Raw genomic sequence first — 24,608 nt, forward strand, 5'->3', positions numbered from 1 at the left:
GGCCGTGGCCACAGCAGAGCACGGACCGACGCGCTTCCCCCGGCACTTGTGGTCCGTGAAGGGGAGACGCCACCCGAACGGACGCTCTACAACCCCTCACGGAGGCACACCAGAGCCCCGGGGCGGCGCTCCGTCCGGCCTGTCGCCCGCGCCGCCGATGCGGCTTCGTGTTGCTCCAGTGGGCTGACGTGGGGCTCCTGAAGTGCCACGATGATCCGTGCTTCAACAGTGTGCCGTTCGGGACGCGGTGAGAGCGGTGACAGCGCGTCCCGGTGGCAGCCCTACCCCACGAAAGGGCGGACACCCCATGCGCGCCACACCTCTCGTATCGTCCTTAGGCAGCGAGCAGGGCCCGGCCACGGACGACATACGGCTCTACTACAGCCACAAGACACAGGAGATCCTCCAGAAGTACGGCCCGGGTCCCCGCGTCCACTTCCACGTGGGGCTGTACCCGGACGGCCCGCCGGACACCACCGTCTCCCAGAACATGCTCAAACAGCGCATGCTCGACGCCCAGGAGAGGATCGTCGAGCACGCGGCCCGGTCCTGGGGCGCGTACGAGGCACCTCCCCGGCGGCTGCTGGACATCGGCTGCGGTCTGGGCGGGACGTCGCTGTACTGGGCGCAGGAGCACGGGACATCGGTCACCAGCCTCACCGTCGCCGAGGAACACCTCCCGATCGTCCGGCACTTCGCCCGCCACGCCGGTGTCGGCGGGCGGGTCAACCCCGTACTGGCGGACGTCCACGACCTGGACGAGACCCGGGCGTACGACGCCGTCTACGCCAACGAGAGCAGCGGCTACACCGACCGTGCCCGGCTCTTCGACGTCGTCGCCAAAGCACTGGTGCCGGGCGGATGGTTCGGGATCCAGGAACACTTCATGGGCCGCTCCGAGTGGCGCGAGTTCATCGACGACTACTACAGAACGCGGCTGGGGCTGCGCGGCGAATACCTGGCCGCGGCCGAGGCGGCCGGCTTTGAACTCGTGCACGATGAGGACGTGACGGACTCGGTGGCGGAGTTCTGGGTGCAGTCCATGGCGTGGAACACCGCCGAACTCGACCGCCTGCGATCGGGCGCGCACGTCGAGCCCGGTGCGTGGACCCGCGAACGGCTCGAACAGTCGACGCTCGCACACAGCAGGTTCTTCCGGCTCTGGCGTGACCACGCCGTGCAGACCAGACTGCTGCGCTTCCGGTTGAGGGGTGGCCGATGACGGCGTCGTCCGCACCGGCGCCGCGCCCCTCGCTCCTCGGTACGCGCCTGCCGTCGTTCTACTGCCCCCTGGAGCGCGACCTCCTCCACCCCGAGGCGAAGCAGGTCGAGGCCCGCGCGGTCGAGTGGCTGGACGCCTTCGGCCTGTACCCCGATCCGGTAGAGCGCGCGTGGGGACTCGCCACCCACAGCGCCGACTTCTCCTGCCGGATCATTCCCGAGGGGAACGTGGAGGCCCTCCTGCTGTTCACCGAGTGGAACTACTGGGCCAACGCCGTCGACGACTGGCAGGATTCGGGTTCCGACGAGGTGGGGACGGGCGCCGTCGTCGAACACGGGGCCCGGCTGCTGCGGACCATCGAGGACCCCGGGGCCTCGGTGCTGCCCGAGGGACCCATGACCCGCGCGCTCCTCGACCTGGTGGGCCGCACCCATGCCCTGCTCACCCCCTACGAGTTGCGCAGGTTCGTCGAGGGGACGCGTGACTGGCTGCTCGGGGCGGCCTGGCGCGCCGCCCAGGCCGAGGCGGGGACCATGCCGGGGCTGAACGACTTCGTCGCCCTGGGACCGTTGGCGAACGGTACGCGTTTCTCCCTGACCTGGTCCGATGTCGCGCGCGGGGACCGGCTGCCGGCGGACGTGCTCTGCTCCCCCGCCCTGACGGCGTTGACGGACGCGGCGGGGTTCGTCGTCAGCGCGGACAACGACCTGTTCTCCTACGACAAGGACGACCATGTGGAGCCGCGCGAGGTGAACCTCGTCAACGTCCTGGCCCACCAGGAGAACTGCTCCCCCGGCGAGGCGGTGCCGATCGCGGTGGCCCTGCGCGACCGCGTGATGGTCCTCTTCACCAGGCTGCGGGCGCAGTTGGAGGGCGAAGTGGTGTCGGCGGACGGCGCGGACGGGGAACTACGCCGCCACCTCGCCGCGTTGGGTCACTACGTGGCCGGCTCCATCGCCTGGCAGAGCCGCGCCCCTCGGTACGCGAGTCCCCGCAACCGGCACGAACTGCCGCTCGCGGAGGCCCGGTTCGCACTCCGGTACGCCGATGCCCCCAGCGTCGACGGTACCGAGCCGCCGGATCTGCCGGCCCTCGCCTCCTGGTGGCGGCTCGTACGCGACTGAGCACGGCCGAGGGCCCCGGCCGGTTCGGTTCCGGGGCCCTCGGCGCGCGGTCCAGCCTCAGCGGCGGCCGAGCAGTCGGCGCCACCAGCTGACGCCGCGGCGACGGCGGCCGCCGACCGCGGGCGCCGCCGTCGGCTGCGGCGGGATGAACGTGTGGACGGGGTGCCCGGCCGGCTGCTCCTCCTCGGGCTGCGGGATCGGCACGGAGCGCGGGGCGAACCGTACCGGCAGCGAGAGCAGGTGGCGCGACATGAGGGTGCCCCGCCATTGGAGCTCGCTCGCGTCGACGGCCAGCTGGAGGTCGGGCAGCCGGTCCAGCAGGACCTCGATGCCGGTGTCCGCGATGGCGCGCCCGATGTCCTGGCCCGGGCACTCGTGCGGCCCGCTGCTGAAGGCCAGGTGGGAACGGTTGCCGTGGACGGAGACGTTGGGGTCGGGCCGGATCTGCGGGTCGGCGTTGCCCGCCGCCAGGCCGAGCAGGATCATGTCCCCGGCCTTCACCTGCTGGCCGCCGAGCAGGGTGTCACCGGTGGCCCAGCGCCCGATGATCGTGTTGATCGGCGGGTCGTCCCACAGGACCTGTTCCAGGGCGTCGGGCAGGGTCATGTGGCCCCCGGAGAGGCTGGCCCGGAAGCGCGGGTCGGTCAGTACGGTCCGCAGCGTGTTGGCGATCAGGTTGGCGGTGGTCTCGTACGCCGCGATCAGCACGACGCGCAGGTGCATCAGCACCTCGGTGTCGCTCAGGTTCGCGGGGTGCTCGATCAGCCAGGATGCCAGGTCGCGGGCGGGCCGGGCCTTGCGCTCCACGACCAGGTTCTCCAGCGTGGCGGTGACGTAGCGGTCGCTCTGGAGGGCCGTCTCGGTGCCCTGGAGCATGTCGCGTGCCGCGTTGACCAGCAGGGGTCCGTGTTCGTCGGGGGCCCCGACGAGCTGCGTCATGACCAGCATGGGGAGCTGGTCGGAGAAGGCCGACACCAGGTCGGCGTACCCCTCGGCCGCGATCTGGTCGACGAGCTGGTTGGCGAAGCGGGTCACGTAGCGGCGGATGCCGCGCTTGTCGAAGCGTTCCAGGGACTCCACCACGGCCGAGCGCAGCCGCTCGTGAACGGGTCCGTCGGTGAAGTTGCACACCGGCACCCAGGAGACCATGGGGCCGAGCGGGGTGTCGGCCGGGACCCGGCCCTCTCGCATGTCGCGCCAGCCCCGGGGGTCGCGGGCGAAGCGCGAGGACGTGCGCGCGACGTCCAGGTTCTCCCGGTGGCCGAGGACCAGCCAGGCCGGGAGGTCCCCGCTGACCAGGACCGGGGCCACCGCGCCGTGTTCGGCCCGCAGCTTCTCGTACAGCGCGAAGGGGTCGGCCTCGGCCTCCGCTCCGTGGAGCCGGTACAGGCCGCCCGCCGTCGCCGCGGCGGCGTGGGCGGGGCACTCGGGCGGTGGGGTGGGGGTGGTGCTCACATTGCCTCCTGGGTGGCTGCCTGGGAGTGCAGGTAGCGCATGAGGGTCAGCAGGACGTCGCGGGACGAGTCCCGCCTTCTGGCGTCGCAGACGAGGATCGGGACGGTGGGGGGCAGATCGAGGGCCTCGCGCAGTTCCTCCACCGGATGCTCGGGGGCGCCGGGGAAGGAGTTGACGGCCACGACGAAGGGGACGCCCCGCTCCTCCAGCCGTCCTATGACGTCGAAGCTGATCTCCAGCCGTCGGGTGTCGAGGAGTACGACCGCTCCGAGCGCGCCCTCGAAGAGCCCGCGCCACAGGAACCAGAAGCGCTCCTGACCTGGTGTTCCGAACAGGTACAGGACGAGTTCGTCGTTGATGCTGATGCGGCCGAAGTCCATGGCCACGGTGGTGGTGATCTTGCGGGCCACGCCCCAGGTGTCGTCGACACCGACGCCGGCCCGGGTCATGGTCTCCTCGGTCGTCAGCGGCTTGATCTCGCTGACCGCACCGACCATCGTCGTCTTGCCCACGCCGAAGCCGCCGACGATGACGACTTTCACGGCGGCCGCGGCCGTCTGCGGCAGTATGTCCGCCTCGCGCGGCCCGGCGGGCAGGTCAGAGTTTCTGAAGTCCATCGATCACTGCCTCGATCAGAGCAAGGTCGGGTAGCTGCGCGGCGGGAACGGGCGGACGGACGTACACGCGCTGAGCGGCCATCAGGTCTCCGACCAGCACGGTGACGACGCTCACGGGCAGGCGCGCGTACGCGGCGATCTCGGCCACCGACAGCGGTGACTGGCACATCCGGAGGATGGCCGCCTGCTCGGGCTGCATCTCGGGCCGGGAGTGCCCTTTGGCCACGACTAAGGTCACGAGGTCCAGGTGGACGGCGGTGGAGGGTCCACTGCGTCCGCCGGTGATGACGTAGAGCCGTTCGGGGCTGCCGTCCTCCCAGCTTGTGGGCGGCTCATTCACGCGGGCTGCCCGTCATGTCGGGGCGGGCTGCTCAGGTGGTCCCCCATTCGGGTCACCAGGTTGCGCATCTGCGCGCCCATCAGGCCCGCGTCCACGCCCTCGTCGGCGAGGACCGCGAGGTACGAGCCGTCGCCGGCGGCCATGAGGTAGAAGAACCCGCCGTCCATCTCGATCACGACCAGGCGCATCCTCCCCTCGGAGCGGGGCAGTTCGGCGGCCACCGCTCCGGCGAGGCTCTGCAGGCCCGCGCAGGCCGCCGCCAGGCGGTCGGCCGTGTCCGTCTCGGCCCCGTGCTGCGCCACGCAGAGCCCGTCCGCGGACAGGACGATCACGTGCCGCGTCTGCGGCACTCCGGCGGCCAGGTCCTTGAGCATCCAGTCCATGCTGCTGATTCGCTGAGTCATCACTGCTTACGCCCCCTTGGTCGCTGAACCCGACGCGCCCTCGGCGCCCGGCGCGTCGTGGCCGGGCGCACCGGACAGTCCGCTGTGGAAGGCCTCCAGCCACATCCCGGGGCCCTGGTCGTCCGCCGACTGCGGCTCCGCGGCCGGCCGGACGTCGAACGTGGTGGCACGGTCCTTCCGGCGTCGCTGCGGCAGGCCGGTCGCGGTGCGTCCGGTGTCCGGCTGCCCGCCGGCGGCGGGTGCCGGCCTGGGCACCGGGGACGGTGCCTGCCGAGGCGCGGAGACGCCGGCCGACGAGCGGTCGAAGGGGTGCTCGCGCGGTGTGGCGGCCACGGCCCTGGGCCCCGAGGAGGAGCCGATGCCGTGGGCGAGACCCGTCGCCGAGGACGCCGTGGTGATCAGGTGCTGCGGCACGATGACCACCGCGCGCACGCCGCCGTACGCGGACGAGCGCAGGGAGACCTGGAACCCGTAGGCCTGTGCCAGCCGGCCGACCACCGCGAGGCCCAGCCTCGGCGTCTCGCCCAGGTCGTTGAGGTCGATCCCGGACTGCGCCTGCGCGAGCATCTTCTCGGCGCGCCCGCGGGCCTCCTCGCTCATGCTGAGGCCGCCGTCCTCGATCTCCACGGCGATGCCCGACTGCACCTCGACGGCCGTGAGGTGGACCCGGGTGTGCGGCGGCGAGTACCGGGTGGCGTTGTCCAGCAGCTCCGCCAGGGTGTGGATCAGCGGCTCCACGATCGGGCCGACGACGGCGACCTCGGAGACCGAGTGGAGCTCCACCCGCTGGTAGTCGATGATCCGCGACATCGCGCCGCGCATCACGCTGTACAGCGTGACGGCCCTGCTCCACTGGCGGCCGGGGCGGGCGCCGCCGAGGACCGAGATGGAGTCGGCGAGCCGGCCGATCAGGGCGGTGCCGTGGTCGAGGCGCAGGAGGTCGCCGAACACGTCCGGGTTGGTGCCGTGCCGGTCCTCCATCTCGCGCATCTCGTGGGCCTGCTGGTGGACGATCGCCTGCACGCGGCGGGCGACGTTCACGAACGCCCGCTGCGCCGAGTCGCGCAGGCTCTCCTCGTTGTCGACGGCGTCGATGACGTGGGACAGCACGGCCTGCAGTGCGGCGCGGAAGCCCGGGGTGAGGGCCTCGTCGTTGCCCCAGCGGTCGCCCTGGCCGCCGCGTCCCCCGAGGGCCGTGAGCACCTCCTCGGCCAGCTCGCCCCTGCGCAGTCGCTCGATGGCCTCGGGCAGCACCGTCTGGGACAGGCGGGCCGCCTCGGTCTCCTGCCGGGACAGCGCGTGCCGCATGGCCGCGACCTGGGCGCGCTCGGCGGCGAGCGCGCGGCCACGCCGTAACGCCTCGACGAGCACCGCCGCGGTGCAGACGGCGGCCACGGCGATCAGGGCGGTGCCGAGCGGTGCGGTGGAGGAGGCGAGCGCGCCGACCAGACAGGCGGCGGCCACCAAGGCGACCGTGGGCAAGAGGCCGCTTGCTCTCCCCTCCACATGGGCGCTTTCGGGGGGAATGTCTCTTTGCTCCATCGGCGTCCTCGAACTATCGATAAGGGGGGACCTTCTGACCGGTGGGCGGGAGCATAACTACGCCCAACTTCCCGCATGTGCGGTTTCGTTGGAGTTCATCGGACCGGAGGAACCGATATGCGCCAAGGTCAGCGCCGGATTCCGGCGCCGGCGGGACGCCCTCCGCGACGCGTGGCGGTGTAGCGGGAGGTCGGCGGGGTACGGGCCCCGTTCGCGGCGCGTGAGCGGCCGCTCACCCTCCGATGGGTTCCGGCCGCGCCCCTTTGCCGGGCAGTGGCGGCCCGGACGGAAATGCGCTAGGGGGTGTTGCGACCGTCCGGTGCGGTGCCGGGCGCCGTGGGCGCGTGGGCACCGTGCGGGACTTTGGCGACACGCCGTAGGCCCTCTCCGGGGCGCGCGGTGCGTGGTCGGCTGCGCCACACTGTTGCCAGGCACCCCACACGGCCGGTGCCGTCGGAATCCCGGTGGGCGGGAGGCGCAGCGTGGTCATCAGTCACCGCATCGCCGAGGACACCCTGCACGTGCGGATCCTGCTCGAGCTGGACGTCACCAACCGGTCCGCGGCCGCCCTGCAGATCGAATCCCTCGTCCACGCGCACCGGCCCTCCCGGGTCACGGTCGAGCTGCCGACCGACGCCCCCTCCCCCATGACCTTCAGCGCGCTGGCCCGCGCACAGCGGATGTGCCAGAGCCTCGGCATCCCCCTCACCGCGACCGGGCCCGGCGAACACGCGCCCCCGCTGCCCCTCGACCCCGGCACCGGCCCCGGTGCCGGCGCGGCCCGGCCCCGGTCACTGGAACACGGCGCACGCCACGACCACTGACCGGACCCGGCCCCGGATCCGGCGGCTGTCCGGCCGGCTCCCCGGGCAGGGCGCTAGTTGAACGGCGCCGGTGTCATGAAGGCCTCCTGCGGGTCGCCGTCGTGCACCAGCGACTCGTGGGCGCCCGCGTCGTCGAAGGCGAAGCCGGCGCCGTAGCCCCGGGCCGCAGCCGCCCGGTGTTGCGGACCGTGCCGTCGGCCGTGGACACACCCGGGCCGACGTCGCCCGGAGGGAGAGGCGCTGCGGCTCAGACCACGGTCACCCGGGCGAGGGCCCAGGAGGTGTGGTCGAACGCCGTGTTGGCGTTGGCGTCCTCGACGACCAGGTGCAGCAGCTTCACGCCGCGCACGTCGAGGTCCACTGGTACGGGACCGCCCGCGCCGGTCAGCTTGCCGCTGGTGAACAGCACCTTCCCGTCGCCCCGCACGGAGGCCTTCGTCGCGCCGGTGGCGGCCTGGTTCTTCGAGAAGTCGTCGATGCCGACGAGCGCGGTGAAACGGTCCGCCGTTCCGCCGAGGTGGTAGACGATCTCGGAGGGTGCGTGGACGCCCAGCCCCTTCGCGTAGGTCACTCCGCCGAACGAGATCGGCGTGCCGTCCCCGGCCGCGCTGCGCCCGTTGGAGCGGTCACGTTCCACCGGACCCCAGCCGTTGGTGGCCGACACCCAGGCCAGGTCGCTCAGATAGGCGTCGGCGACCGGCGCCGGCGGCACCGTGGAGACCCGTTCCGTGGCGGAGTAGCGCAGGGGTCCGGTCGCCGACTCCGCGGTGCCGTCGACCGTCAGCGGCCACTGCGCGCCGGCGGCGGCCGTCGCCGGCGGGGTGACCTTCCAGGCCGTGGTCAGAGTGGTACCGGCGGCCAGCTGGTCCTGACCGGTCGCGGTGGTCGCCCGGACCTGCCAGCCGGCCGGGGCGCGCAGCGCGAGGAGCGCTTGGGTCCAGGGCTTGCCGGAGCCGTTGCCGAGGGTCGCGGTGACCGTGAAGGCCTCGCCGGGCACGGCCGGTCCCTGGATCTGCGCGCGCACTCCGTAGGGCCTGCGGACGTACGTGTCCACCCACGAGGAGCGCATGAGGGCGACCAGGGCGGCCGTGACGGACGGGTTGGCGGCGGCGACGTCGCGCTGTTCCCCGAGGTCGGAGGCGAGGTCGTACAGCTCGACCTGCCACTGTGCGTCGGGCAGCGCGTGGTTTCGGACGGGCGCGAACCGCACGGCCTTCCAGTCGTCCTTGCGCACGGCCTCGGCGAGCCAGGTGGCGCGGCCGCCGTCGGCGGTGTTGGCGCGGCTGGTGACGCCGAGTTCGTCCCGGTACCAGTAGAGGTGGTTGTGGCGGGCGGCGGCCGGGCTTCCGGCGAGCAGCGGCGCGGCCGACAGCCCGTCGATGTCCGTGGGCGCGGGTGCGCCGCCGAGTTCCGCCAGGGTGGGCAGCACGTCGGTGAGCGAGGTGGGGCGGTCGCTGGTGCGGCCGGCGCCGATCCGGCCCGGGGACCAGGCGATCAGCGGGACGCGGATGCCGCCCTCGTAGAGGTTGCGCTTGTAGCCGCGCAGCGGGCCGTTCGCGTCGAACAGGTCGGGGTTGACCCCGCCCTCCTCGTGCGGGCCGTTGTCGCTGGTGACGAGGACGACGGTGCTCTCGGCGAGACCGAGGGCGCGCAGCCGGTCGGTGACCTTCCCGACGAGCGTGTCGAAGTAGGTGATCTGGGCGGCGTGTCCCTTGTTCTGCTGGGTCCAGGTGCGGGAGGCGTACGCGCCGACGTCCGGGATGTCGCTCGGCGCGTGCGGCACGGTCGGCGTGAGGAAGAGCAGGAAGGGTTCGGCGGCATGGTCGGTGATGAAGTCCAGTGCGCGCTGCTCCAGGAGCTGGGGTGCGTAGGCGCCCTTCGCTCCGTTCGCGTTGGCGGCGATCGCCTCCTTCGCGCCGTTGTGCCACAGGTACTGCGGGTAGTACTCGTGGGCGTGCCCGTGGTCGATGTATCCGTAGAACTCCTCGAAACCGCGGGAGTTGGGGTGGCTGGGCTGGTCGCCCTCCTCCGGCCCGAAGCCCCACTTCCCGATGACCGCGGTCCGGTAGCCGCGGGCGCGCAGCACCTCGGCGAAGGTGGTGTCGCCGGCCTTCAGCGCGCCGGGGGCGCCGTTCGGATTGGCCCGGACCGGGGAGTGGCCGGTGTGCAGGCCGGTCAGCAGCGAGGCGCGGGACGGCGCGCAGACGGCTGCCGTCGAGTAGGCGTCGGTGAACCTCAGGCCCTCGGCGGCGAGCTGGTCGATCCGCGGTGTGGTGATCAGCTTCTGGCCGTACGCGCCGAGGTCGCCGTAGCCGAGGTCGTCGGCCAGGATCACCACGAGGTTCGGAGCCGCGGCGGCGGTCGCCGCGGCCTGCGCGCCCGAGGCCGCCTGCTCCGCCGCCTGCGCCTGCGGTGCGGCGGGGAGCGCGGCGAGGCCGAGGGTGGCCGCGGACCCGGCGAGGAAGTGGCGGCGGGTGGACATCAGGGGTGCTCCTCGGCTCTCGGGACGGGATCCGATCATGCGAAGGGCACCGGCCCGAAGGCCATGCACACGGCGTTAAAACCGTGTGACGGCCGTCAGGTGTGTCCGCCCGTCACCGGGCGGGGTGTTCACCCGCGCTGAGCGGGGCTCCCTCCGGTCAGCCAGGGGACCTGGTCGGCGGAGTAACGGTAGGCGCGGAAGACGGAGTTCTGGGCACCGGCCGAGGACTCCAGGCCGACGCCCTCGCCGAAGGACCGGAACTGCGGGACGACGAACTCCCAGACCACGTCGCCGTCGGGCGTCACCTCGAAGAGCCGTCCGAAGGAGCCCTCGGCGACGAAGGTGTTGCCGTTCGGCAGCCGCTGCGCGCTGGACATGTACGGGCTGTAGAAGTTCTGCGGCGGGTTGTCCTGGTAGGACCACACCTCCTTGCCGGTACGCGGGTCCAGCTCCAGCACCCGCGAGTACGGCACGGAGGTCGTGTCGCGGTAGGTGCCGTTGTCGAAGACGAGGATGTTGCCGCCCGGCAGCTCGTGCGGGTGGTGCTGCTGCGCCAGTACGTCGGGGCCGATGTGCCACAGCACGGACCCGTCGGCCCGGTCGACGGCCACGGTGGAGGACGCGCTGCGGAAGCCCACCACGATCGAGCCGTCGGCGCTCTCGTTGACGGTGTTGGCCATGGGCCAGTGCTCGCGGGCGAAGTGCGGGTTGAGCGGGAACTCCTCCGGGTCGAGGTGCTCGATGGCGGCCCAGCGCCACACCTCTTCCCCGTCCCAGGTCAGCTCGTACACCACGTCCCCGTAGATCACCCCGCCCGGCGCCTCGGAGCCGGGGATGCCGCCCCGGATGCGGGCCGCGTCGGCCGGGTCCAGCGGTTCGACGACCGTGACGATGAGGTTGCCGTTGCGCAGGATCGAGGCGTCGTGGTGGTGGAAGGGGTGCCTGACCTCGCGGATCACCGTGGAGTCGGGGGCCAGTTCCTGGAAGATGCCGCCGTGGTAGACGTCCCAGATGGGGAAGAGGGTCGGGCTGTCGGTGTCCTTGGCGGCGTAGAAGAGGTTCCCGTTCGGGAGGAGCTGCGCCTGGCGGCCGGGCGGGTGCGGGGAGTTCCAGGTGTGGACGGACCGGCCCTCGATGTCGACGAGGTGGATCTCGCCGGCGCTGGTGATCGGGGTGTAGAGGGTGAGGCCGCCGTGGCTGCGCTCGGGGTCGTGGGCGATCAGGCCGGTGCCGCGGCGGCGCAGGGTGTTCTGGTCGACGGTCATGGGGATCGGGGTCTCCTCGGGTGGGTGTGGGTTCAGCGGACGGTGACGGCGGCGGCGTCGGCCGCCGTCAGCGGGCCGGGGTTCAGGTACCGCAGCAGGGCGGTGCGGTCGGCGGCGCCCGGCAGGTTCTGGGTGGCCTTGGCCCAGGCGGCCTCCTCCTCCAGCTGCGCCAGCAGCTCGGGGCTGAGGGTCGCGCCGTAGGTGTAGCGGGGCTGGTAGGTGTCGACGTAGCCGGCCTGGAGCGCGCCCTTGGACTGGGCCACCAGGGCCTGCCGTGCGCCGGCCGGGTCCTCGCCGATCGCGCGCTGGGCGCGCTGCAGGGTGCGCAGGACGGCCGTGGTGGTCTCCTCGGTCGCCTTGGGGCCCGCGATCAGCAGGGTCCGTGCGGTGTAGCCGCTGAACGGGAGCTCGGCGTACCGCTCGCCGAGGGTGGTGCGCGCGGCGTCGTAGAAGCTGGGGAAGGTGACGCCGGCGTCGATGTCACCCCGGGCCAGTGCCGGAGTGACCTGGTTCGGGGCGAGGTTCACGACGGTCACGTCGGCCGCCGTCAGCTGTACGGAGGCGAGCATGCGCGAGAGCGCGTACTCGACGTTCGTGCCCTGCGGGACTCCGACCTTGCGGCCCTTCAGCGCGGCGAAGCCGGTGATCTGCCGGTCGGTCCGGGTGAGCAGGCGCCAGTCGGAGAAGCGGGACAGGTCCGCCACGATCCGCAGGTCGCGCCCGCCGAGCGCGGCCGTGACCGCGGGCAGGTCGCCCACGACGCCGAGCTGTGCCTGGCCGCCGAGGACGGCGTTCAGGGCGTCGCGCCCGGTGGGCTGGGTGGTCACGGCGGCGTCGATGCCCTCGGCGGACCAGAGCCCGCGTTCCTGGGCCACGTAGACGGGCGCACCGCCGAGGTGGTCGCTGCCGGCCAGGGAGACGGCCGGGCGGTCGCCGCCCGTGGGGGTGGGGCCGCCGGCGCAGCCGGAGGTGAGCACGGAGAGCAGCGCCGCCATGAGTGCGACGGCGGCCACGCGGGGTCTGGGCACGGGAAGGTCCTTCCGGGGACGGTGGGGTGGTGGGGAGTCGATCGCGGAACGTGGGATCGAGGAATGCAGGAACGGCGAATGGAGCAACGGGGAATGGAGGAAGGGGGAATGGGGGAAGGGGGAATGGGGGGCTTCGGCGGCTTCAGTCGGAGCCGAGGTGACGTGCGATCAGTGAGCGCAGGTCCGGGTCGGGGGGTCCGTCGGGCACCCGGTGGTCGGCCAGCACCCGCCCGGGGGACCCGCCGAGGACGACGACCCGCTGGGCGAGGGCCAGTGCCTCGTCGATGTCGTGCGTGACGAACAGCACGGTCGTGCCCCTGCGCTGCCACAGCTCCCGCAGCAGGCTCTGCATGCGGGTCCGGGTCAGGGCGTCCAGGGCCCCGAACGGCTCGTCCATCAGGAGGACTTCGGGCTCGGCGGCCAGGGCGCGGGCCAGTGCCACGCGTTGCTGCATGCCGCCGGAGAGCTGCGCCGGGTACTTGTCGGTGCCGTCCGCCAGGCCGACCTCGGCGAGCGCTGCCAGGGCGCGTCGACGGCGTTCCGCGCGCGGCAGCCCGAGCCGCTTGAGGGCGAACTCGACGTTGCCGCGGGCGGTGCGCCAGGGGAAGAGCGCGTAGTGCTGGAAGACCACGCCGCGGTCCGGTCCCGGTCCGCGCACCGGCCGCGCACCGGCCGTCACCGTGCCGGTGGCGGGCGGTACGAACCCGGCCACGGCGCCCAGCACCGTCGACTTGCCGCATCCGCTCGGCCCGAGCAGGGCGGTGAAGGATCCCGCGGGGAGTTCCAGGTCGGTCCGCTCCAGCACGGGGGCGGCGCCGTAGCCGAGGGTCAGTCCCTCCAGTCGTACAGCAAGGCTCATGACGTGCTCCAGTGCACGAACCGGCGGCCGATCGCGGCCAGGAGGAGGTCGACCACCACGCCGAGGAGGCCGAGCACGAGCAGCCCGGCGAACATCCGGTCCACGCGCAGGAACTGACCGTCGACCTGGAGCCGGTACGCCAGTCCGCTGTCCGCTCCGCCGAGCTCCGCGGCCACCAGGGCGAGCAGCGCCACGGAGGCCCCGTACCGCAGGGCCGCGAGCAGGGCGGGTGCGGCGGCGGGCAGCAGCACCTCGGTGAACCGGCGGTGCAGCGGCGCGCCCAGTGACCGGGCCGCCCGCAGGTGGGAGACCGGGACCCGGGAGACCCCGTCGTGTACGTAGAGCCATACGGCGAGCAGTACGGCGTACGCGATCAGCAGGCGCTTGGCGGTCTCTCCGATGCCGAACCAGGCGGTGGCGAGCGGCACCAGGGCGATGGCCGGGATCGGGCGCAGGAAGGAGACGACCGGGGTGACGGCGGCGGAGAGCCGCGGCAGGTAGCCGGTGGCGAAGCCCAGTGCGCTGCCGACGAGGGCGCCGAGCGCGAATCCCTGCCCGGCACGGGCCAGGCTGGCGCCGAGATCGGCGGCCAGGATGCCGCTGCGGGCGCTGTCCGCGAGCGCGGCCAGGGTCTCGGCGGGCGTGGGCAGGAGTCCCGGAGCCACCGCGCCGGACCAGGCGAGCAGGTACCACAACGCGAGCACGGCGGCTGCCGCGCCCAGGGCCGGGCCCAGTCGGCCGAGGGCCCGGCCGGGTGCTGAGGGGATGGCTTGCACGGTGCGGCTCCTCCGTCGTCGATAAGTGAGGTCAATAATTGACCACGCTTATGAAGGGAGTGTTGCGGCAGTGCTAAACCTCGCCGGGCCCGCCGGCCCTTGATCGGCGATGCGGTACGTTCGGCTGCGTGCCTCGACCCGAACCCACGCCCGAGGCGATCGAGGTCGGACGGGTGATCCGGAGCTGTCGCAAGCAGCGCGGCGTCTCCATGGCCGCCCTCGCCGCCCGCTCGGACCTCTCGCAGCCCTTCCTCAGCCAGCTCGAACGCGGCCTGGCCACCCCCAGCCTCAGCTCGATCTACCGGATCGCCGAGGCGCTCGACGTCACGCCGGGCACCTTCCTCAGGCCGCCCGGCCGCCCGGGAGCGGTCAGCCACGAGAGCGATCCGCAGGTGATCCGGGTGAGCGAGACCGCGGGGCAGGTCGCACAGGTGCTCATCCCCGGCGGCAGCAGCACGCTGATGGAGGCGTACGAGCACCACTTCGAGCCCGGCCAGGGCGAGCGCGGCTGGTTCGAACACCCCGGCGAGGACTTCCTCTACGTCCTGGAGGGCGAGGTCGTCCTGGAGGTCGAGGGCGAGGCGCCGCTGACCCTGCGCGCCGGGCAGAGCGCCCACCACCGGGGCGAGGTCCCGCACCGCTGCCGCCTGGCGGGCCCCTCCGCCGCCCGCACCCTCCTGGTCATCGCGAGCGCCTAGGGGGTCGTACCCGGGCGGGCCTTCACCTCTGGTCGCCGGCCTGCGCCGCCTTGTCCGCGATCTCCTCCAGGACGGCCTTCGGGTCGCCGTCCGGTTCCACGGCGCGTCCGATGTTGCGCTTGATCGTGTCGCTGACCGTCACCCACGACGGGTCGTCCACCGGATAGAGCCGGGCGGTGCGCAGCGCGCTCAGGAAGTCCTCATCGGTCTGGCTGAGGCCGCCGCCGGCCGGGGTGCGCGCGGCGGAGGCGGTGGCCGGCAGCAGGTGGTAGCGGCCGACGAAGTCCGCCAGGTTCTTGTCCTGGTAGACGAATTCCAGGAACCGGCCGATCTCGGCTCCCTTGCCGTTCTGCTTGAAGGCCACCATCCAGTCGGCCACGCCCACGGTCGGCGGGATCTCCTCGGTGCCGAGCGAGTCGGCGATCGGCATGGCGACGGCGCCGACCGTGATGCCCTTCGCGGCCGCGTCGTGGGCGAGCGACGGGTAGCCGTTGAGCATGCCGACCTCGCCCCGCAGGAACGCGGCGAAGGCGTCGGCGCGGTTCAGCCGGGACGGCGGGGTGGGTCCGACCAGGCCGGGGGTGACCATGTTGTCCTTGACCCACTGCCAGGTCCGGATGTTCCTCTCGGAGTCCAGGCTGTAGTTGCCGCTGCCGTCGGCGTAGCCACCGCCGTTGCTGAGCTCCCAGATCAACGCCTCGGCATGCGCCTCCTCCGGGCCCAGGGGCATGGCGTACGGGAACTTCACGCCCTTGTCCTTGAGCGCCTTGGCGGCGGCCTTGAGTTCGGACCAGGTCCTGGGGGCCTTCTTGATGCCGGCCCTGTCGAAGAGCGCCTGGTTGTAGAACAGGAGGCGGGTGCTCGCCACGAAGGGCAGTCCGTAGAGGTGGTTGTTGACGGTCCCCGCCTCGGCCAGAGGCTGCAGGAAGTTCGCCTCGGCGCCCACCGAGAGGAGCTCTTCCGCGGGGTAGAGCTTGCCCTGGGCCGCGAAGTCCGAGTAGGAGCCCATGAGCGCCATGTCGGGCGCCCTGCCCTCCTTGACCATCCGGGAGACCTCGCGGTCGATGTCGGCCCACGGCAGCAGCCGGACCTCGACCTTGACACCGGGGTGGGCGGCCGTGAAATCACCGGTCACCTTGTCCCAGTAGGCCTTGGAACTGGTGGCCGGGGTGTCGCCGTACTCGGCGGCCACCAGGCGGAGCGTTCCGCCGCCCCCCTCGCCGTCTCCCGAACTGCCGCATCCGGACAGTGGTATCAGCAGGCCGAGCACAACCGCGGTGGCGGCCGTGCCGAAGGTCTTTCGTCGCACGGGTGTATTCCCCTGATGTCGCTCGGATGTCGCTGCTCGTCGCACACACCGGCCGGGGGCAGGTGCCCGGCGGCCCGGTGGCCCGGTGGCCGGAATCATCTCCCGATGTTGGAGTGATTGATTCCACGCAGGGGACATGTGTGGTCGATGATCCAACCGCCTGCTCTCCGGCCTGTGGGTTCCGACATGCGAGGAGTCGTTTTGACGCGCGTAGAGGGTCGGCGCACGCGTCCGTGCTCAGCCGCACCCCGCTCGGCGCCCAGCCGGCCCTCCAACTGCTCGTGGGGCTCTGGGACCTTCCGGGTCCGGTGCGGTGCTACGCGACACCCGGGCGCCGGATCCCAGGCCCTGCGGGAGCCCGGCCTCCGAGCCCACTGCCCGGCAGGACTGGCGTCACCGGTGGCAGCGGTGCCGGCGGTGGTGGTGGTGGCAGCCGTGTCCGTTGACGCCGTCCACGAGCAGGGACACACCGATGCCCAGCAGCCACACGTCCTTGGCCAGGGCGATGCCCTGCTCGGTGGGACGCAGGCTGCCTTCCTCCCGCATCCCCGGTGTCCGCAGGTACAGCCCCAGGGTGCCGAGGGAGAAGGCGGTCACCGCGGCCCCGGCGACAGCGGCGGGAACGACCGGCACGAGCAGCGCCGCGGCGATGGCCAGTTCCCCGGCGGAGAGCAGGCGGACGAACTTCTGCGCGTCCTGCTCGCCCAGGAACGGGTAGGTGGTGGCCGCGAACTGATGCAGTCCCACGGCGGTGTCCTCGTCCGCACCGCGCTTCGAGAGGCCGGAGCTCAGGAAGAACGTGCCGGCCGACAGCCTGAGCGGTAGCTGCCGCGCCAGGGAATCCCATGCGCATGCCATGTGGAACCTCCCGGGAATGGCCCCCCTACCACCCTGCCACCGCTTGGGACCCTGTCAAACGGACGTCGGTGCGCCCGGCCGGGCGGACGCGCCGACAGGTCAGCGCTCGGCGCGCGCGAGCCATTCGGCGAGGAGGGCGCGCAGCAGGTCCGGCTGCTCGTGCGGCAGGGCGTGTCCCGCTTCGTCGACCACGGCGAGCGAGGCGTGCGGGTGGTGGTCGAGGAGGTCGACGGCGGCGGCGTACCCGACCGTGGAGTCCAGCCGCCCCGCCACCACCACGGTCGGACCCGCATAGGCCGCCGGGTGGCCGGGCGCGCGGTCGGGGGTGAGGGCCCACCGTTCGCCGATGCGCTCCATCGCCGCCTCGTCGACGAGCGCGGCGGCCGGGGCCACGTACCGCTCGTACCGTTCGAGCATTTCCGGGGTCTGGATCACGAAGTAGCTCCGGAAGACCTCGTCACCGAGCTCCCCCGAGCCGGCGACGGCGCGGTGCTCCGGCACGTCGCGCACTCCCGGCACCAGGGGGCAGACGAGCGCGAGACCGGCGACCTGGGCCGCGCGCCTCGCCGCCATCGCCTGCGCGAAGTAGGCACCCGCCGAGTGACCGACGAGGAGGTACGCGGCCCCGCCCGTGACCTCGTCGGCGAAGCCGAGCAGCGCGTCGAGCACGTCGTCGGCGCTGCGCAGCGTTTCGGGGGCGGTCGTGCGGCCCGTTCCGGGGAGGTCGGGATAGATCCGTCGCAGCCCCGCGGCGCCCGCGAGGGCCGGCTCGAAGCAGGCCTCGGTCTCGCGGTGGTCGACTCCGCCGCCGTGGAGCACCAGCACGGGCCGACCCGTCCCGTGCTCCACGTAGTGGACCGGCACCCGGCCGACGCTGATCTCCATTCCCGCATGCTAGTGCTGTGCCCTGTCCGCGCGCGGGTGGCAAAGCCGGGAAAAAACCTCGGGCGAGGATGTCGAGAACGCGGGACCGGCTCCGTCCCAGGGGTGAAGGCGACCACAATGGGTCGCACAGCACCGAGGAGAGTCCCCATGGCCAAGTACCTGCTGCTCAAGCACTACCGCGGCGCCCCGGCCGCCGCCAACGACGTCCCCATGGACAAGTGGACGCCGGAGGAGATCACGGCGCACGTGCAGTACATGCGCGACTTCGCGACCCGGCTGGAGGGGACCGGCGAGTTCGTCGACGGTCAGGCGCTCGCCCCCGAGGGGACGTGGGTCCGGTACGACGGCGAGGGGCGGCCTCCGGTGACCGACGGCCCGTTCGCCGAGACCAAGGACCTCATCGCCGGCTGGATGGTGATCGACGTCGACAGCTACGAGCGCGCCGTCGAGCTGGCCGGGGAGCTGTCGGCCGCCCCCGGCGCGGGCGGGGAGCCGATCCACGAGTGGCTGGAGCTCCGCCCGTTCCTGGCCGCGCCCCCCACCATCGCGGAGTCCTGCCACTGATGGACGAGGTCCTGCTCAGGAGCCTCACCCCGAGCGTGCTCGCCGTCCTCGTCCGCCGCGGAGCCGATTTCGCGGCGGCCGAGGACGCCGTACAGGACGCTCTGGTCGAGGCCGTCCGCGTGTGGCCGGACGACCAGCCGCGGGACCCGAAGGGCTGGCTGATCACCGTCGCGTGGCGCCGGTTCCTCGACGCGACCCGGGCGGACACCGCCCGCCGCCGCCGCGAGGACCTGCTCGAGGAGGAGCCGGCGCCCGGTCCCGCGCCTTCGGCGGACGACACGCTCCAGCTGTACTTCCTGTGCGCCCACCCGTCCCTGTCCCCGTCCGCCGCCGTCGCGCTCACGCTGCGCGCCGTCGGCGGGCTGACCACCCGCCAGATCGCCCGGGCCTACCTGGTGCCCGAGGCGACCATGGCGCAGCGCATCAGCCGGGCCAAGCGCACCGTCTCAGGCGTGCGGTTGGACCAGCCCGGCGACGTCGCCACCGTGCTGCGCGTCCTCTACCTGGTCTTCAACGAGGGCTACTCGGGCGACGTCGACCTCGCCGCCGAGGCCATCCGGCTCACCCGGCAGCTCGCCGCCTCGATCGACCACCCCGAGGTGGCCGGGCTGCTCGCCCTGATGCTGCTGCACCACGCCCGGCGCGCCGCCCGGACCGCGCCCGACGGCAGCCTGGTACCGCTCGCCGAGCAGGACCGGGGCCGGTGGGACACCGCCTCGATCGCCGAGGGGGTCGCGATCCTGCAGGCGGCCCTGGCCCGCGACCGGCTGGGCGAGTTCCAGGCCCAGGCCGCCATCGCGGCCCTCCACGGCGACGCCCGCAGCGCCGAGGAGACCGACTGGGTGCAGATCGTCGAGTGGTACGACGAGCTCGCGCGCCTGACCGACAGCCCCGTCGTCCGGCTCAACCGCGCGGTGGCGGTGGGCGAGGCCGACGGACCGCGCGCGGGTCTGGCGGCGCTCGCGGCGCTGGACGCCGCGCTGCCCCGGTACGCGGCGGTGGCGGCGTACCTCCACGAGCGCGACGGCGACCTGGAGACAGCGGCACGGCTGTACGTCGAGGCGGCCCGCAAGGCCTCCGACACCGCCGAGCGCGACCACCTCACCCGCCGGGCCGCCCGCCTCAACGCCCGCCGGCGCCCCTGACTTCCCGGGCGGCCGGCGACATCGGGCATCGTGAACGTGTCAGCCGAACGCGTTCGAGCACGGGGCTACGACACAACCTGCGACCAAGCCGGCCCCGTGGCCCGCCCGACGATGCCTACGGCGTGCCCGGGAGCCGGACCGTGACGAGGAGGCCGCCGGCGGGGCGGGGGACCAGGTCGAGGGTGCCGTCGTGAGCGCGGACGATGCTGTGCACGATCGCCAGGCCGAGGCCGACGCCGGCGTCCTCGTCGGTGCGTACGCGTTCCGTTCCGCGCTGGAAGGGTTCGACGAGGGTCGGTACCAGTTCCGGTGGGAGCGGACGGCCAGTGTTCTCGACCCGTAGCACGCTCGTGTCGCCGTACGACTCGGTGTGGACCGTCACCGTGCCGCCGGCGGGGAGGTTGTGGACGACGGCGTTTTGGACGAGGTTCGTCGCCATCCGCAACAGGAGCTCCGCGGAGCCGCTGGTCCGGGCCGGCCCGCCGGTGACGTCGAGCGTGATCCGGCGCTGTTCGGCGAGGGGCAGCAGCGTTTCGGCGGCCTCTTCGGCGATGAGGGAGAGGTCGACGCTCTCGCGGCGGAAGTTCCCGCTGTCGCCGCGGCTGAGCAGCAGGAGGGCCTCGGTGAGGGCGATCGCCCGCGTGTTGACGGCGTGCAGGCGTTCGATGAGTTCGGCCCGGTCCAGTGTGGGGTCCTTGCGGGCGACGTCGAGGAGCGTCCGTGAGATGGCGAGGGGGGTGCGCAGTTCGTGGGAGGCGTTCGCGGCGAACCGCCGCTGCTCGGCGACGCGGGACTCGAGTCGTTCGAGCATCAGGTCGAACGCGTCGGAGAGTTCCCGGAACTCGTCCTGGCGTCCCCTGATGCGGATGCGGTGGGACAGCGACCCGTTCCCGGCCTTCCGCGCCGCATCCGTGATCTGTGTCAGCGGTGCGAGCATCCGGCCGGCGAGGAGCCACCCTCCGACGAGCCCGAGCACCAGCAGGAACGCCAGTACCGCGGCTGCCCTCGGTGCGAACACGCGCAGGAGGTTGGACCGGACGGGAAAGACGCCGTGGGTGGGGTTGCCGGTGGAGCCGGGGACGATGAGTGCGCGATCGGGGACGTAGCGCAGGAGGAACACCCACACCGCGGCGAGCAGCAGGACACCGGCGAGCATGAGGAATCCGGCGTAGCTGAGGGTGAGCTTGGAGCGGGCGCTCAGCCCGCGCGCCCTAGCCACGGTCCGCTCCCTCGTCTCCGGTCTCCGGCCGGGTGGTGATCCGGTAGCCGACGCCGGGCACGGTGGCGATGATCCACGGTTCGCCGAGCCGCTTGCGCAGTGCGGAGACGGTGATGCGCACGGCGTTGGTGAGTGGGTCGACGTTCTCGTCCCAGGCCCGTTCCAGCAGTTCTTCGGCGCTGACGACCCCGCCCTCGGCGGCGACGAGGACTTCCAGCACGGCGAACTGCTTGCGGGTGAGTGCGACGTAGCGTCCGTCGCGGAAGACCTCGCGGCGGAAGGGGTCGAGCCGCAGCCCCGCGATCTCGCGGACCGGGGGCCGGGCGTACCCGCGTCTGCGGTCGAGCGCCCGCAACCGCAGGACGAGCTCCCGCAGCTCGAACGGTTTGGTGAGGTAGTCGTCGGCGCCGAGCTCGAAGCCGGAGGCCTTGTCGTCGATCCGGTCGGCGGCGGTGAGCATCAGGATCGGGATGCCGCTGCCGGAGGCGACGATGCGCCGGGCGACCTCGTCGCCGGAGGGTCCGGGGATGTCGCGGTCGAGGACCGCGAGGTCGTAGGAGTTGACGCTGAGCAGTTCCAGGGCCGTGTCGCCGTCGCCGGCGATGTCGGCGGCGATCGCCTCCAGCCGCAGACCGTCCCGGACGGCTTCCGCCAGGTAGGGCTCGTCCTCCACGATCAGTACGCGCATGTCCGAAGCCTAGGCAACCGGTGCCGGTACGGGGCGGGGCCGGTCCGACGGCACCGGTGCCGTGGTGCGCCACCAGCGGCGCGACGCCAGCCCGGCCAGCACGGCGCCGGCGGCGTTGACCAGTACGTCGTCCACGGAGGACACCCGGTCCAGCCGCAGCACGTACTGCGCGGTCTCGACCAGGACCGAGCAGCCCGCCCCGAGCGCCAGGATCCGCGGCACGGACGCCAGGGCGGCGAACCGCATCGGGGCGAAGAACCCCAGCGCCGCGAAGACCAGCAGGTTGCCGCCGATCCCGAGCGGCCCCATCGTGACCAGGTCCCGCAGGGGTACGAGGCTCACCCGGGCGGGGACGACGCCGGCCCCACCGCCCGGCATCATGGTCATCCAGACGAACGGCACCGTCCCGTGGACCATGCCCACCTCGGCCAGCGACATCCGCCATGCCGAGTCGGCGCCGGCGGCACGCCGGCGGTGCGCCAGCGCCCACGCCACCAGCAGGGCCGGTGGCAGCGCGACCAGCGTCATCAGCACCACGCCGTTGAACGTGTCGAGGCAGCCGTGCCACCGCCCTGCCACGCACGCGGGAGCGGACATCATGAGCGGCCGCCGTATGACGAACAGGGCGCTCGCCACGGCGAGGACGGCCAAGACGAGGAGTACGGTCCGGCGCGCGCGGCGGGATGGTGCCGAGCGGGATGCGGTGTGGTTCATGCCCTCATTGGAGTCGCAGGGCCGTTGCAGGGGCGTATGAGGTTTTCGATACGTCCGCGATATGCGGGAGGGTCCTCAGCGCGCGGCGCCGGCGCGGGCGGCCGTCGCGCACACCCGCCGCAGCAGGTAGTGCAGCTGGCTGCGCTCGCCCTTGGTGAGGGAGGCCAGCAGTACGTCCTGCACCGACAGCGTGTCCTCCCGCATCGCGCCCAGCGCCGCCGCACCGGCCGCGGTGAGCGTCACCACCTCGTGCCGGCCGCCGATGGTGACGACCATGTCCTGTACGAGGCCCTGGGCGAGGAGGTCGCCGATCACCCGCGCGACGTCGGCCGGCGGCGCGTCCATCCGTTCGGCCAGATCCCGGCGGGCGTGCGGCCCCAGGTCGGCGAGGGTCCGGAGGACCGTCACGTGGGGCGGGCTCATCCCGCGCGCGTCCGAACGCTCCGCAAGCAGTACGTCCACGGCCCGGCCGGCCGCCGCCAGGAGATGCACGGTCTGCTCGGCGGGACTCGACGATCCGCTCCCCCTGTCGTACACGTCGCTTCCAATCACTGGGGAGGGGGACGTCACCTCCGACCCAGGACTCGCGGACTCGCAGGCGCTCCGGCCTGGAGAGGCAGGTGAAGTAGACCCGGCCTGAGCTTACTTGGACCCCGCCGATCGGTCTACATCGAAGTCGTCACTCGATGTCTCGGCGAGCCCGCAGGCCTTCGGCCGCGCGTTCCCCGTACTCGTACGGCCCGTGCGCCGGGACCAGCCCCCGTCAGCTCTCCTCGGTCTGCAGGAGGAGGCGCCGCAGCGCCTCCTCGTCGTCCCCGGAGAGGGAGGAGACGAACCGCTTCAGCACGAGGTCGCGCTGCGGCTCCTTCTCCAGCTCGCGGCGCATGCGGCCGGCCGCCAGACCTGCGGCGTCGTCGGCGGCGGCGTAGGCGAAGCCCCTGCCCTCGCGGGTCCGGACGACCGTCCCCTTCCCGTACATGCGGGTCAGGATCGTCGTCACCGTCGTCCTCGCCAGGTCCCGGCCGAGCGCGAGGTTGATCTGCTGCGGCGTCAACGGCCCCTCGGCCGCCCACAGGACCGCCAGCACGTCCGCGACGAGTTCACCGTGCGGACGCCTCGCGTCCGCGCCGTCCTCCACCATCCCGCCACCGCCCTGCTCAATGCATAGGTTTGCCTTGCCTTAGCCAACTCTAGGGGGCACTCGCATCCCCACGGGCTTCAGAATCGGCTGAAACTCGCCCACCTCAGAGGAAACTGACGCCGCGGCACGTGCGTTCGAAGATCTGGAAGAAGAATCAAGGAGCTCCACGCTAGGAGTAACGCCGTGCGCGTACTGTTCACCGGCCCCGCTGCGGCGGGCCACCTGTTCCCGATGGTGCCGACCGCCCAGGCGCTCCAGGCCGCCGGGCACCAGGTGCTCTTCGCCGGTTCGGCCCCGCTCGACCAGCTGCGGCAGACCGGCGTCCCCACCGTCGAGATCGGCGACGGCTCGACCCTGATGGATGCCTTCCGGCGCGCCTCGGACAACACCGACCCGCAGTTCGTCACGGACGGCACGAGCCCGGAGGACATGCAGCGGCAGGCCGCCGCCGGTTTCGCGGAGCACAGCCGGGTCACCATCGACGGCCTGCTCGCCGTCGCCACCGCCTGGCAGCCGGACCTCATCGTCCACGCCGCCTTCCAGGCCGCCGCACCCCTGGTCTCGGCGGCCCTCGGCATACCCGCCGTGGTGCACAACTTCGGCGTGATGTCCGGCTTCGACATGGTCGGCAGGCTCGCCGACGTCCTGGCGGACGAGTACCGGGCCCGCGGGCTCGAAGGCCCGGCGACCCGGACCGTCCTCGACGTCGTGCCCGCCTCCCTCGGCGGGGACGGCACCGGCCTGCGCGTCCGCTACGTCCCCTACAACGGCGGCGGCACGGTGCCCCGCGATCTCGTGGCCCGGGGCTCCCGGCCCCGGATCGCCGTCACCCTCGGTACGGTGGTGACCGCCTTCGCGGGCGTCGACCCGGTCAGCCGGGTGATCGCCGAGGCCGCCTCCGTGGACGCCGAGTTCCTGCTCGCCGTGGGCGACACCGACCTGAGCCCGCTCGGCACCCTCCCCGCCAATGTCCGCCCCCTGCCCTGGGTGCCGCTGGCCCAGCTGCTGGACACCGCCGACGCCATCGTGCACCACGGCGGCTCGGGCACCATGCTCACCGCCGCCGCTCGGGGTGTCCCCCAGCTGATCCTCCCGCAGGGCGCCGACCACTTCATCAACGTCGACGCCGCGACCGGCTTGGGCTTCGCCCTCCGCGCCAGCGGCGACAGCGTGGACGCCGACCTGCTCGGCCGCCTCGTCACCGACGACGACCTGCGCAAGGGCGCCGCCACCATCCAGGCCGACATATCCGCGCTGCCCTCCCCCACCGACCTGGTCGCCTCCTTCGAGGCCCTCAGGTAGCGCCGAGGCGTCCCGGGCGCCCGGTCCGGCGTGTCCGGGTAGCGCGGCTCCGTACGACGGGCCGCGCACCCGGGAGGGCGGGGCCGGCCTGACCGCCGCTCCGCCGCTCCGCCCGCACGCCCGCTTCCAGGCCCCCGGTCCGCTTCG

25 protein-coding genes are annotated in these 24,608 nt (G+C 72.7%); 7 read left to right on the forward strand and 18 right to left on the reverse strand.

Features of this window, described 5'->3' with window-relative positions; all coding sequences use genetic code 11:
- The first annotated feature begins 307 nt into the window (after positions 1-307).
- Together ACZ6JT_RS02555 and ACZ6JT_RS02560 are read left to right on the forward strand one after the other, a co-directional pair.
- Positions 308-1,222, forward strand: coding sequence for an SAM-dependent methyltransferase (locus tag ACZ6JT_RS02555; RefSeq protein WP_469206381.1), 915 nt, complete (start codon positions 308-310; stop codon positions 1,220-1,222).
- The gene (locus ACZ6JT_RS02560) at positions 1,219-2,346 is read left to right on the forward strand and encodes a terpene synthase family protein (RefSeq protein WP_469206383.1); all 1,128 of its coding nucleotides are present in this window, start codon (positions 1,219-1,221) and stop codon (positions 2,344-2,346) included. Before ACZ6JT_RS02555 ends, ACZ6JT_RS02560 begins: the two co-directional genes overlap by 4 nt.
- 57 nt (positions 2,347-2,403) lie before the next feature.
- Here ACZ6JT_RS02560 and ACZ6JT_RS02565 read toward each other — a convergent pair whose 3' ends face one another.
- Genes ACZ6JT_RS02565 through ACZ6JT_RS02585 form a run of 5 tightly spaced genes read right to left on the reverse strand, consistent with a single transcriptional unit; the run spans position 2,404 to position 6,704 of the window.
- Positions 2,404-3,801 carry a cytochrome P450 gene (locus ACZ6JT_RS02565; RefSeq protein WP_469206385.1) on the reverse strand — a complete coding sequence of 466 codons (1,398 nt, stop codon included), beginning with the start codon at positions 3,799-3,801 and terminating at the stop codon, positions 2,404-2,406.
- Complete coding sequence (locus tag ACZ6JT_RS02570; RefSeq protein ID WP_469206387.1) at positions 3,798-4,418, reverse strand: GTP-binding protein; 621 nt, start codon at positions 4,416-4,418, stop codon at positions 3,798-3,800. The genes ACZ6JT_RS02565 and ACZ6JT_RS02570 overlap by 4 nt, the downstream gene beginning before the upstream one ends.
- Positions 4,399-4,758: a DUF742 domain-containing protein gene (locus tag ACZ6JT_RS02575; RefSeq protein WP_469206389.1), complete on the reverse strand. Its 360-nt coding sequence runs from the start codon at positions 4,756-4,758 to the stop codon at positions 4,399-4,401. The genes ACZ6JT_RS02570 and ACZ6JT_RS02575 overlap by 20 nt, the downstream gene beginning before the upstream one ends.
- Positions 4,755-5,162, reverse strand: a complete 408-nt coding sequence (locus ACZ6JT_RS02580) for a roadblock/LC7 domain-containing protein (RefSeq protein ID WP_314245219.1) — start codon at positions 5,160-5,162, stop codon at positions 4,755-4,757. The genes ACZ6JT_RS02575 and ACZ6JT_RS02580 overlap by 4 nt, the downstream gene beginning before the upstream one ends.
- A gap of 6 nt (positions 5,163-5,168) precedes the next feature.
- A complete protein-coding gene (locus tag ACZ6JT_RS02585) occupies positions 5,169-6,704 on the reverse strand; it encodes a sensor histidine kinase (RefSeq protein ID WP_469206391.1) in 1,536 nt (511 codons plus the stop codon).
- 482 nt (positions 6,705-7,186) lie between these two features.
- Between ACZ6JT_RS02585 and ACZ6JT_RS02590 the strand changes: the two genes are divergently transcribed.
- Positions 7,187-7,528, forward strand: coding sequence for a hypothetical protein (locus ACZ6JT_RS02590; protein ID WP_469206394.1), 342 nt, complete (start codon positions 7,187-7,189; stop codon positions 7,526-7,528).
- 247 nt (positions 7,529-7,775) lie between these two features.
- Here the strand turns inward: ACZ6JT_RS02590 and ACZ6JT_RS02595 are convergent, their stop codons facing one another.
- The 5 genes from ACZ6JT_RS02595 to ACZ6JT_RS02615 form a co-directional block, all read right to left on the reverse strand.
- Positions 7,776-10,010 (reverse strand): sulfatase-like hydrolase/transferase, encoded by a 2,235-nt coding sequence (locus ACZ6JT_RS02595; RefSeq protein WP_469206396.1) that lies wholly within the window; start codon positions 10,008-10,010, stop codon positions 7,776-7,778.
- Between the two features lie 128 nt (positions 10,011-10,138).
- Positions 10,139-11,275 (reverse strand): aryl-sulfate sulfotransferase, encoded by a 1,137-nt coding sequence (locus tag ACZ6JT_RS02600; RefSeq protein ID WP_469206398.1) that lies wholly within the window; start codon positions 11,273-11,275, stop codon positions 10,139-10,141.
- A gap of 32 nt (positions 11,276-11,307) precedes the next feature.
- Positions 11,308-12,303 (reverse strand): ABC transporter substrate-binding protein, encoded by a 996-nt coding sequence (locus ACZ6JT_RS02605; RefSeq protein WP_469206400.1) that lies wholly within the window; start codon positions 12,301-12,303, stop codon positions 11,308-11,310.
- 142 nt (positions 12,304-12,445) lie between these two features.
- On the reverse strand, positions 12,446-13,162 hold the full coding sequence (locus ACZ6JT_RS02610; RefSeq protein WP_351594392.1) for an ABC transporter ATP-binding protein: 717 nt from the start codon (positions 13,160-13,162) through the stop codon (positions 12,446-12,448).
- On the reverse strand, positions 13,159-13,938 hold the full coding sequence (locus ACZ6JT_RS02615; RefSeq protein WP_469206403.1) for an ABC transporter permease: 780 nt from the start codon (positions 13,936-13,938) through the stop codon (positions 13,159-13,161). Before ACZ6JT_RS02615 ends, ACZ6JT_RS02610 begins: the two co-directional genes overlap by 4 nt.
- Before the next feature lie 128 nt (positions 13,939-14,066).
- Here ACZ6JT_RS02615 and ACZ6JT_RS02620 point away from each other — a divergent pair, with 128 nt between their 5' ends.
- Positions 14,067-14,636, forward strand: coding sequence for a helix-turn-helix domain-containing protein (locus tag ACZ6JT_RS02620; RefSeq protein ID WP_469206405.1), 570 nt, complete (start codon positions 14,067-14,069; stop codon positions 14,634-14,636).
- A 22-nt stretch (positions 14,637-14,658) separates the two neighbouring features.
- On the opposite strand, the gene ACZ6JT_RS02625 is transcribed toward ACZ6JT_RS02620, so the two are convergent.
- The 3 genes from ACZ6JT_RS02625 to ACZ6JT_RS02635 all read right to left on the reverse strand — a co-directional run bounded on the left by ACZ6JT_RS02625 (position 14,659) and on the right by ACZ6JT_RS02635 (position 17,688).
- Positions 14,659-15,945 carry an extracellular solute-binding protein gene (locus ACZ6JT_RS02625; protein WP_469206407.1) on the reverse strand — a complete coding sequence of 429 codons (1,287 nt, stop codon included), beginning with the start codon at positions 15,943-15,945 and terminating at the stop codon, positions 14,659-14,661.
- A gap of 393 nt (positions 15,946-16,338) precedes the next feature.
- On the reverse strand, positions 16,339-16,803 hold the full coding sequence (locus ACZ6JT_RS02630) for a hypothetical protein (RefSeq protein ID WP_469206409.1): 465 nt from the start codon (positions 16,801-16,803) through the stop codon (positions 16,339-16,341).
- 99 nt (positions 16,804-16,902) lie between these two features.
- A complete protein-coding gene (locus ACZ6JT_RS02635; protein ID WP_469206411.1) occupies positions 16,903-17,688 on the reverse strand; it encodes an alpha/beta fold hydrolase in 786 nt (261 codons plus the stop codon).
- A 147-nt stretch (positions 17,689-17,835) separates the two neighbouring features.
- On the opposite strand from ACZ6JT_RS02635, the gene ACZ6JT_RS02640 reads away from it, so the two are divergent.
- Together ACZ6JT_RS02640 and ACZ6JT_RS02645 are read left to right on the forward strand one after the other, a co-directional pair.
- Positions 17,836-18,252: a YciI family protein gene (locus ACZ6JT_RS02640; protein ID WP_030722205.1), complete on the forward strand. Its 417-nt coding sequence runs from the start codon at positions 17,836-17,838 to the stop codon at positions 18,250-18,252.
- Complete coding sequence (locus ACZ6JT_RS02645; RefSeq protein WP_469206413.1) at positions 18,252-19,397, forward strand: RNA polymerase sigma factor; 1,146 nt, start codon at positions 18,252-18,254, stop codon at positions 19,395-19,397. The genes ACZ6JT_RS02640 and ACZ6JT_RS02645 overlap by 1 nt, the downstream gene beginning before the upstream one ends.
- A gap of 115 nt (positions 19,398-19,512) precedes the next feature.
- Here ACZ6JT_RS02645 and ACZ6JT_RS02650 read toward each other — a convergent pair whose 3' ends face one another.
- The 5 genes from ACZ6JT_RS02650 to ACZ6JT_RS02670 form a co-directional block, all read right to left on the reverse strand.
- Entirely contained in the window at positions 19,513-20,616 is a 1,104-nt protein-coding gene (locus tag ACZ6JT_RS02650; protein WP_469206416.1) for a sensor histidine kinase, read from the reverse strand.
- Positions 20,609-21,304, reverse strand: a complete 696-nt coding sequence (locus tag ACZ6JT_RS02655; protein ID WP_469206418.1) for a response regulator transcription factor — start codon at positions 21,302-21,304, stop codon at positions 20,609-20,611. Before ACZ6JT_RS02655 ends, ACZ6JT_RS02650 begins: the two co-directional genes overlap by 8 nt.
- Before the next feature lie 9 nt (positions 21,305-21,313).
- On the reverse strand, positions 21,314-22,018 hold the full coding sequence (locus ACZ6JT_RS02660) for a VanZ family protein (protein ID WP_469206419.1): 705 nt from the start codon (positions 22,016-22,018) through the stop codon (positions 21,314-21,316).
- Positions 22,019-22,093: 75 nt separating this feature from the next.
- The gene (locus ACZ6JT_RS02665; protein WP_469206421.1) at positions 22,094-22,555 is read right to left on the reverse strand and encodes a MarR family transcriptional regulator; all 462 of its coding nucleotides are present in this window, start codon (positions 22,553-22,555) and stop codon (positions 22,094-22,096) included.
- Between the two features lie 226 nt (positions 22,556-22,781).
- A complete protein-coding gene (locus ACZ6JT_RS02670; RefSeq protein WP_469206423.1) occupies positions 22,782-23,159 on the reverse strand; it encodes a BlaI/MecI/CopY family transcriptional regulator in 378 nt (125 codons plus the stop codon).
- A 183-nt stretch (positions 23,160-23,342) separates the two neighbouring features.
- On the opposite strand from ACZ6JT_RS02670, the gene ACZ6JT_RS02675 reads away from it, so the two are divergent.
- Positions 23,343-24,461: a nucleotide disphospho-sugar-binding domain-containing protein gene (locus ACZ6JT_RS02675; RefSeq protein WP_469206425.1), complete on the forward strand. Its 1,119-nt coding sequence runs from the start codon at positions 23,343-23,345 to the stop codon at positions 24,459-24,461.
- Positions 24,462-24,608 lie beyond the last annotated feature (147 nt).

Source organism: Streptomyces sp. NPDC046308 (assembly GCF_055588065.1).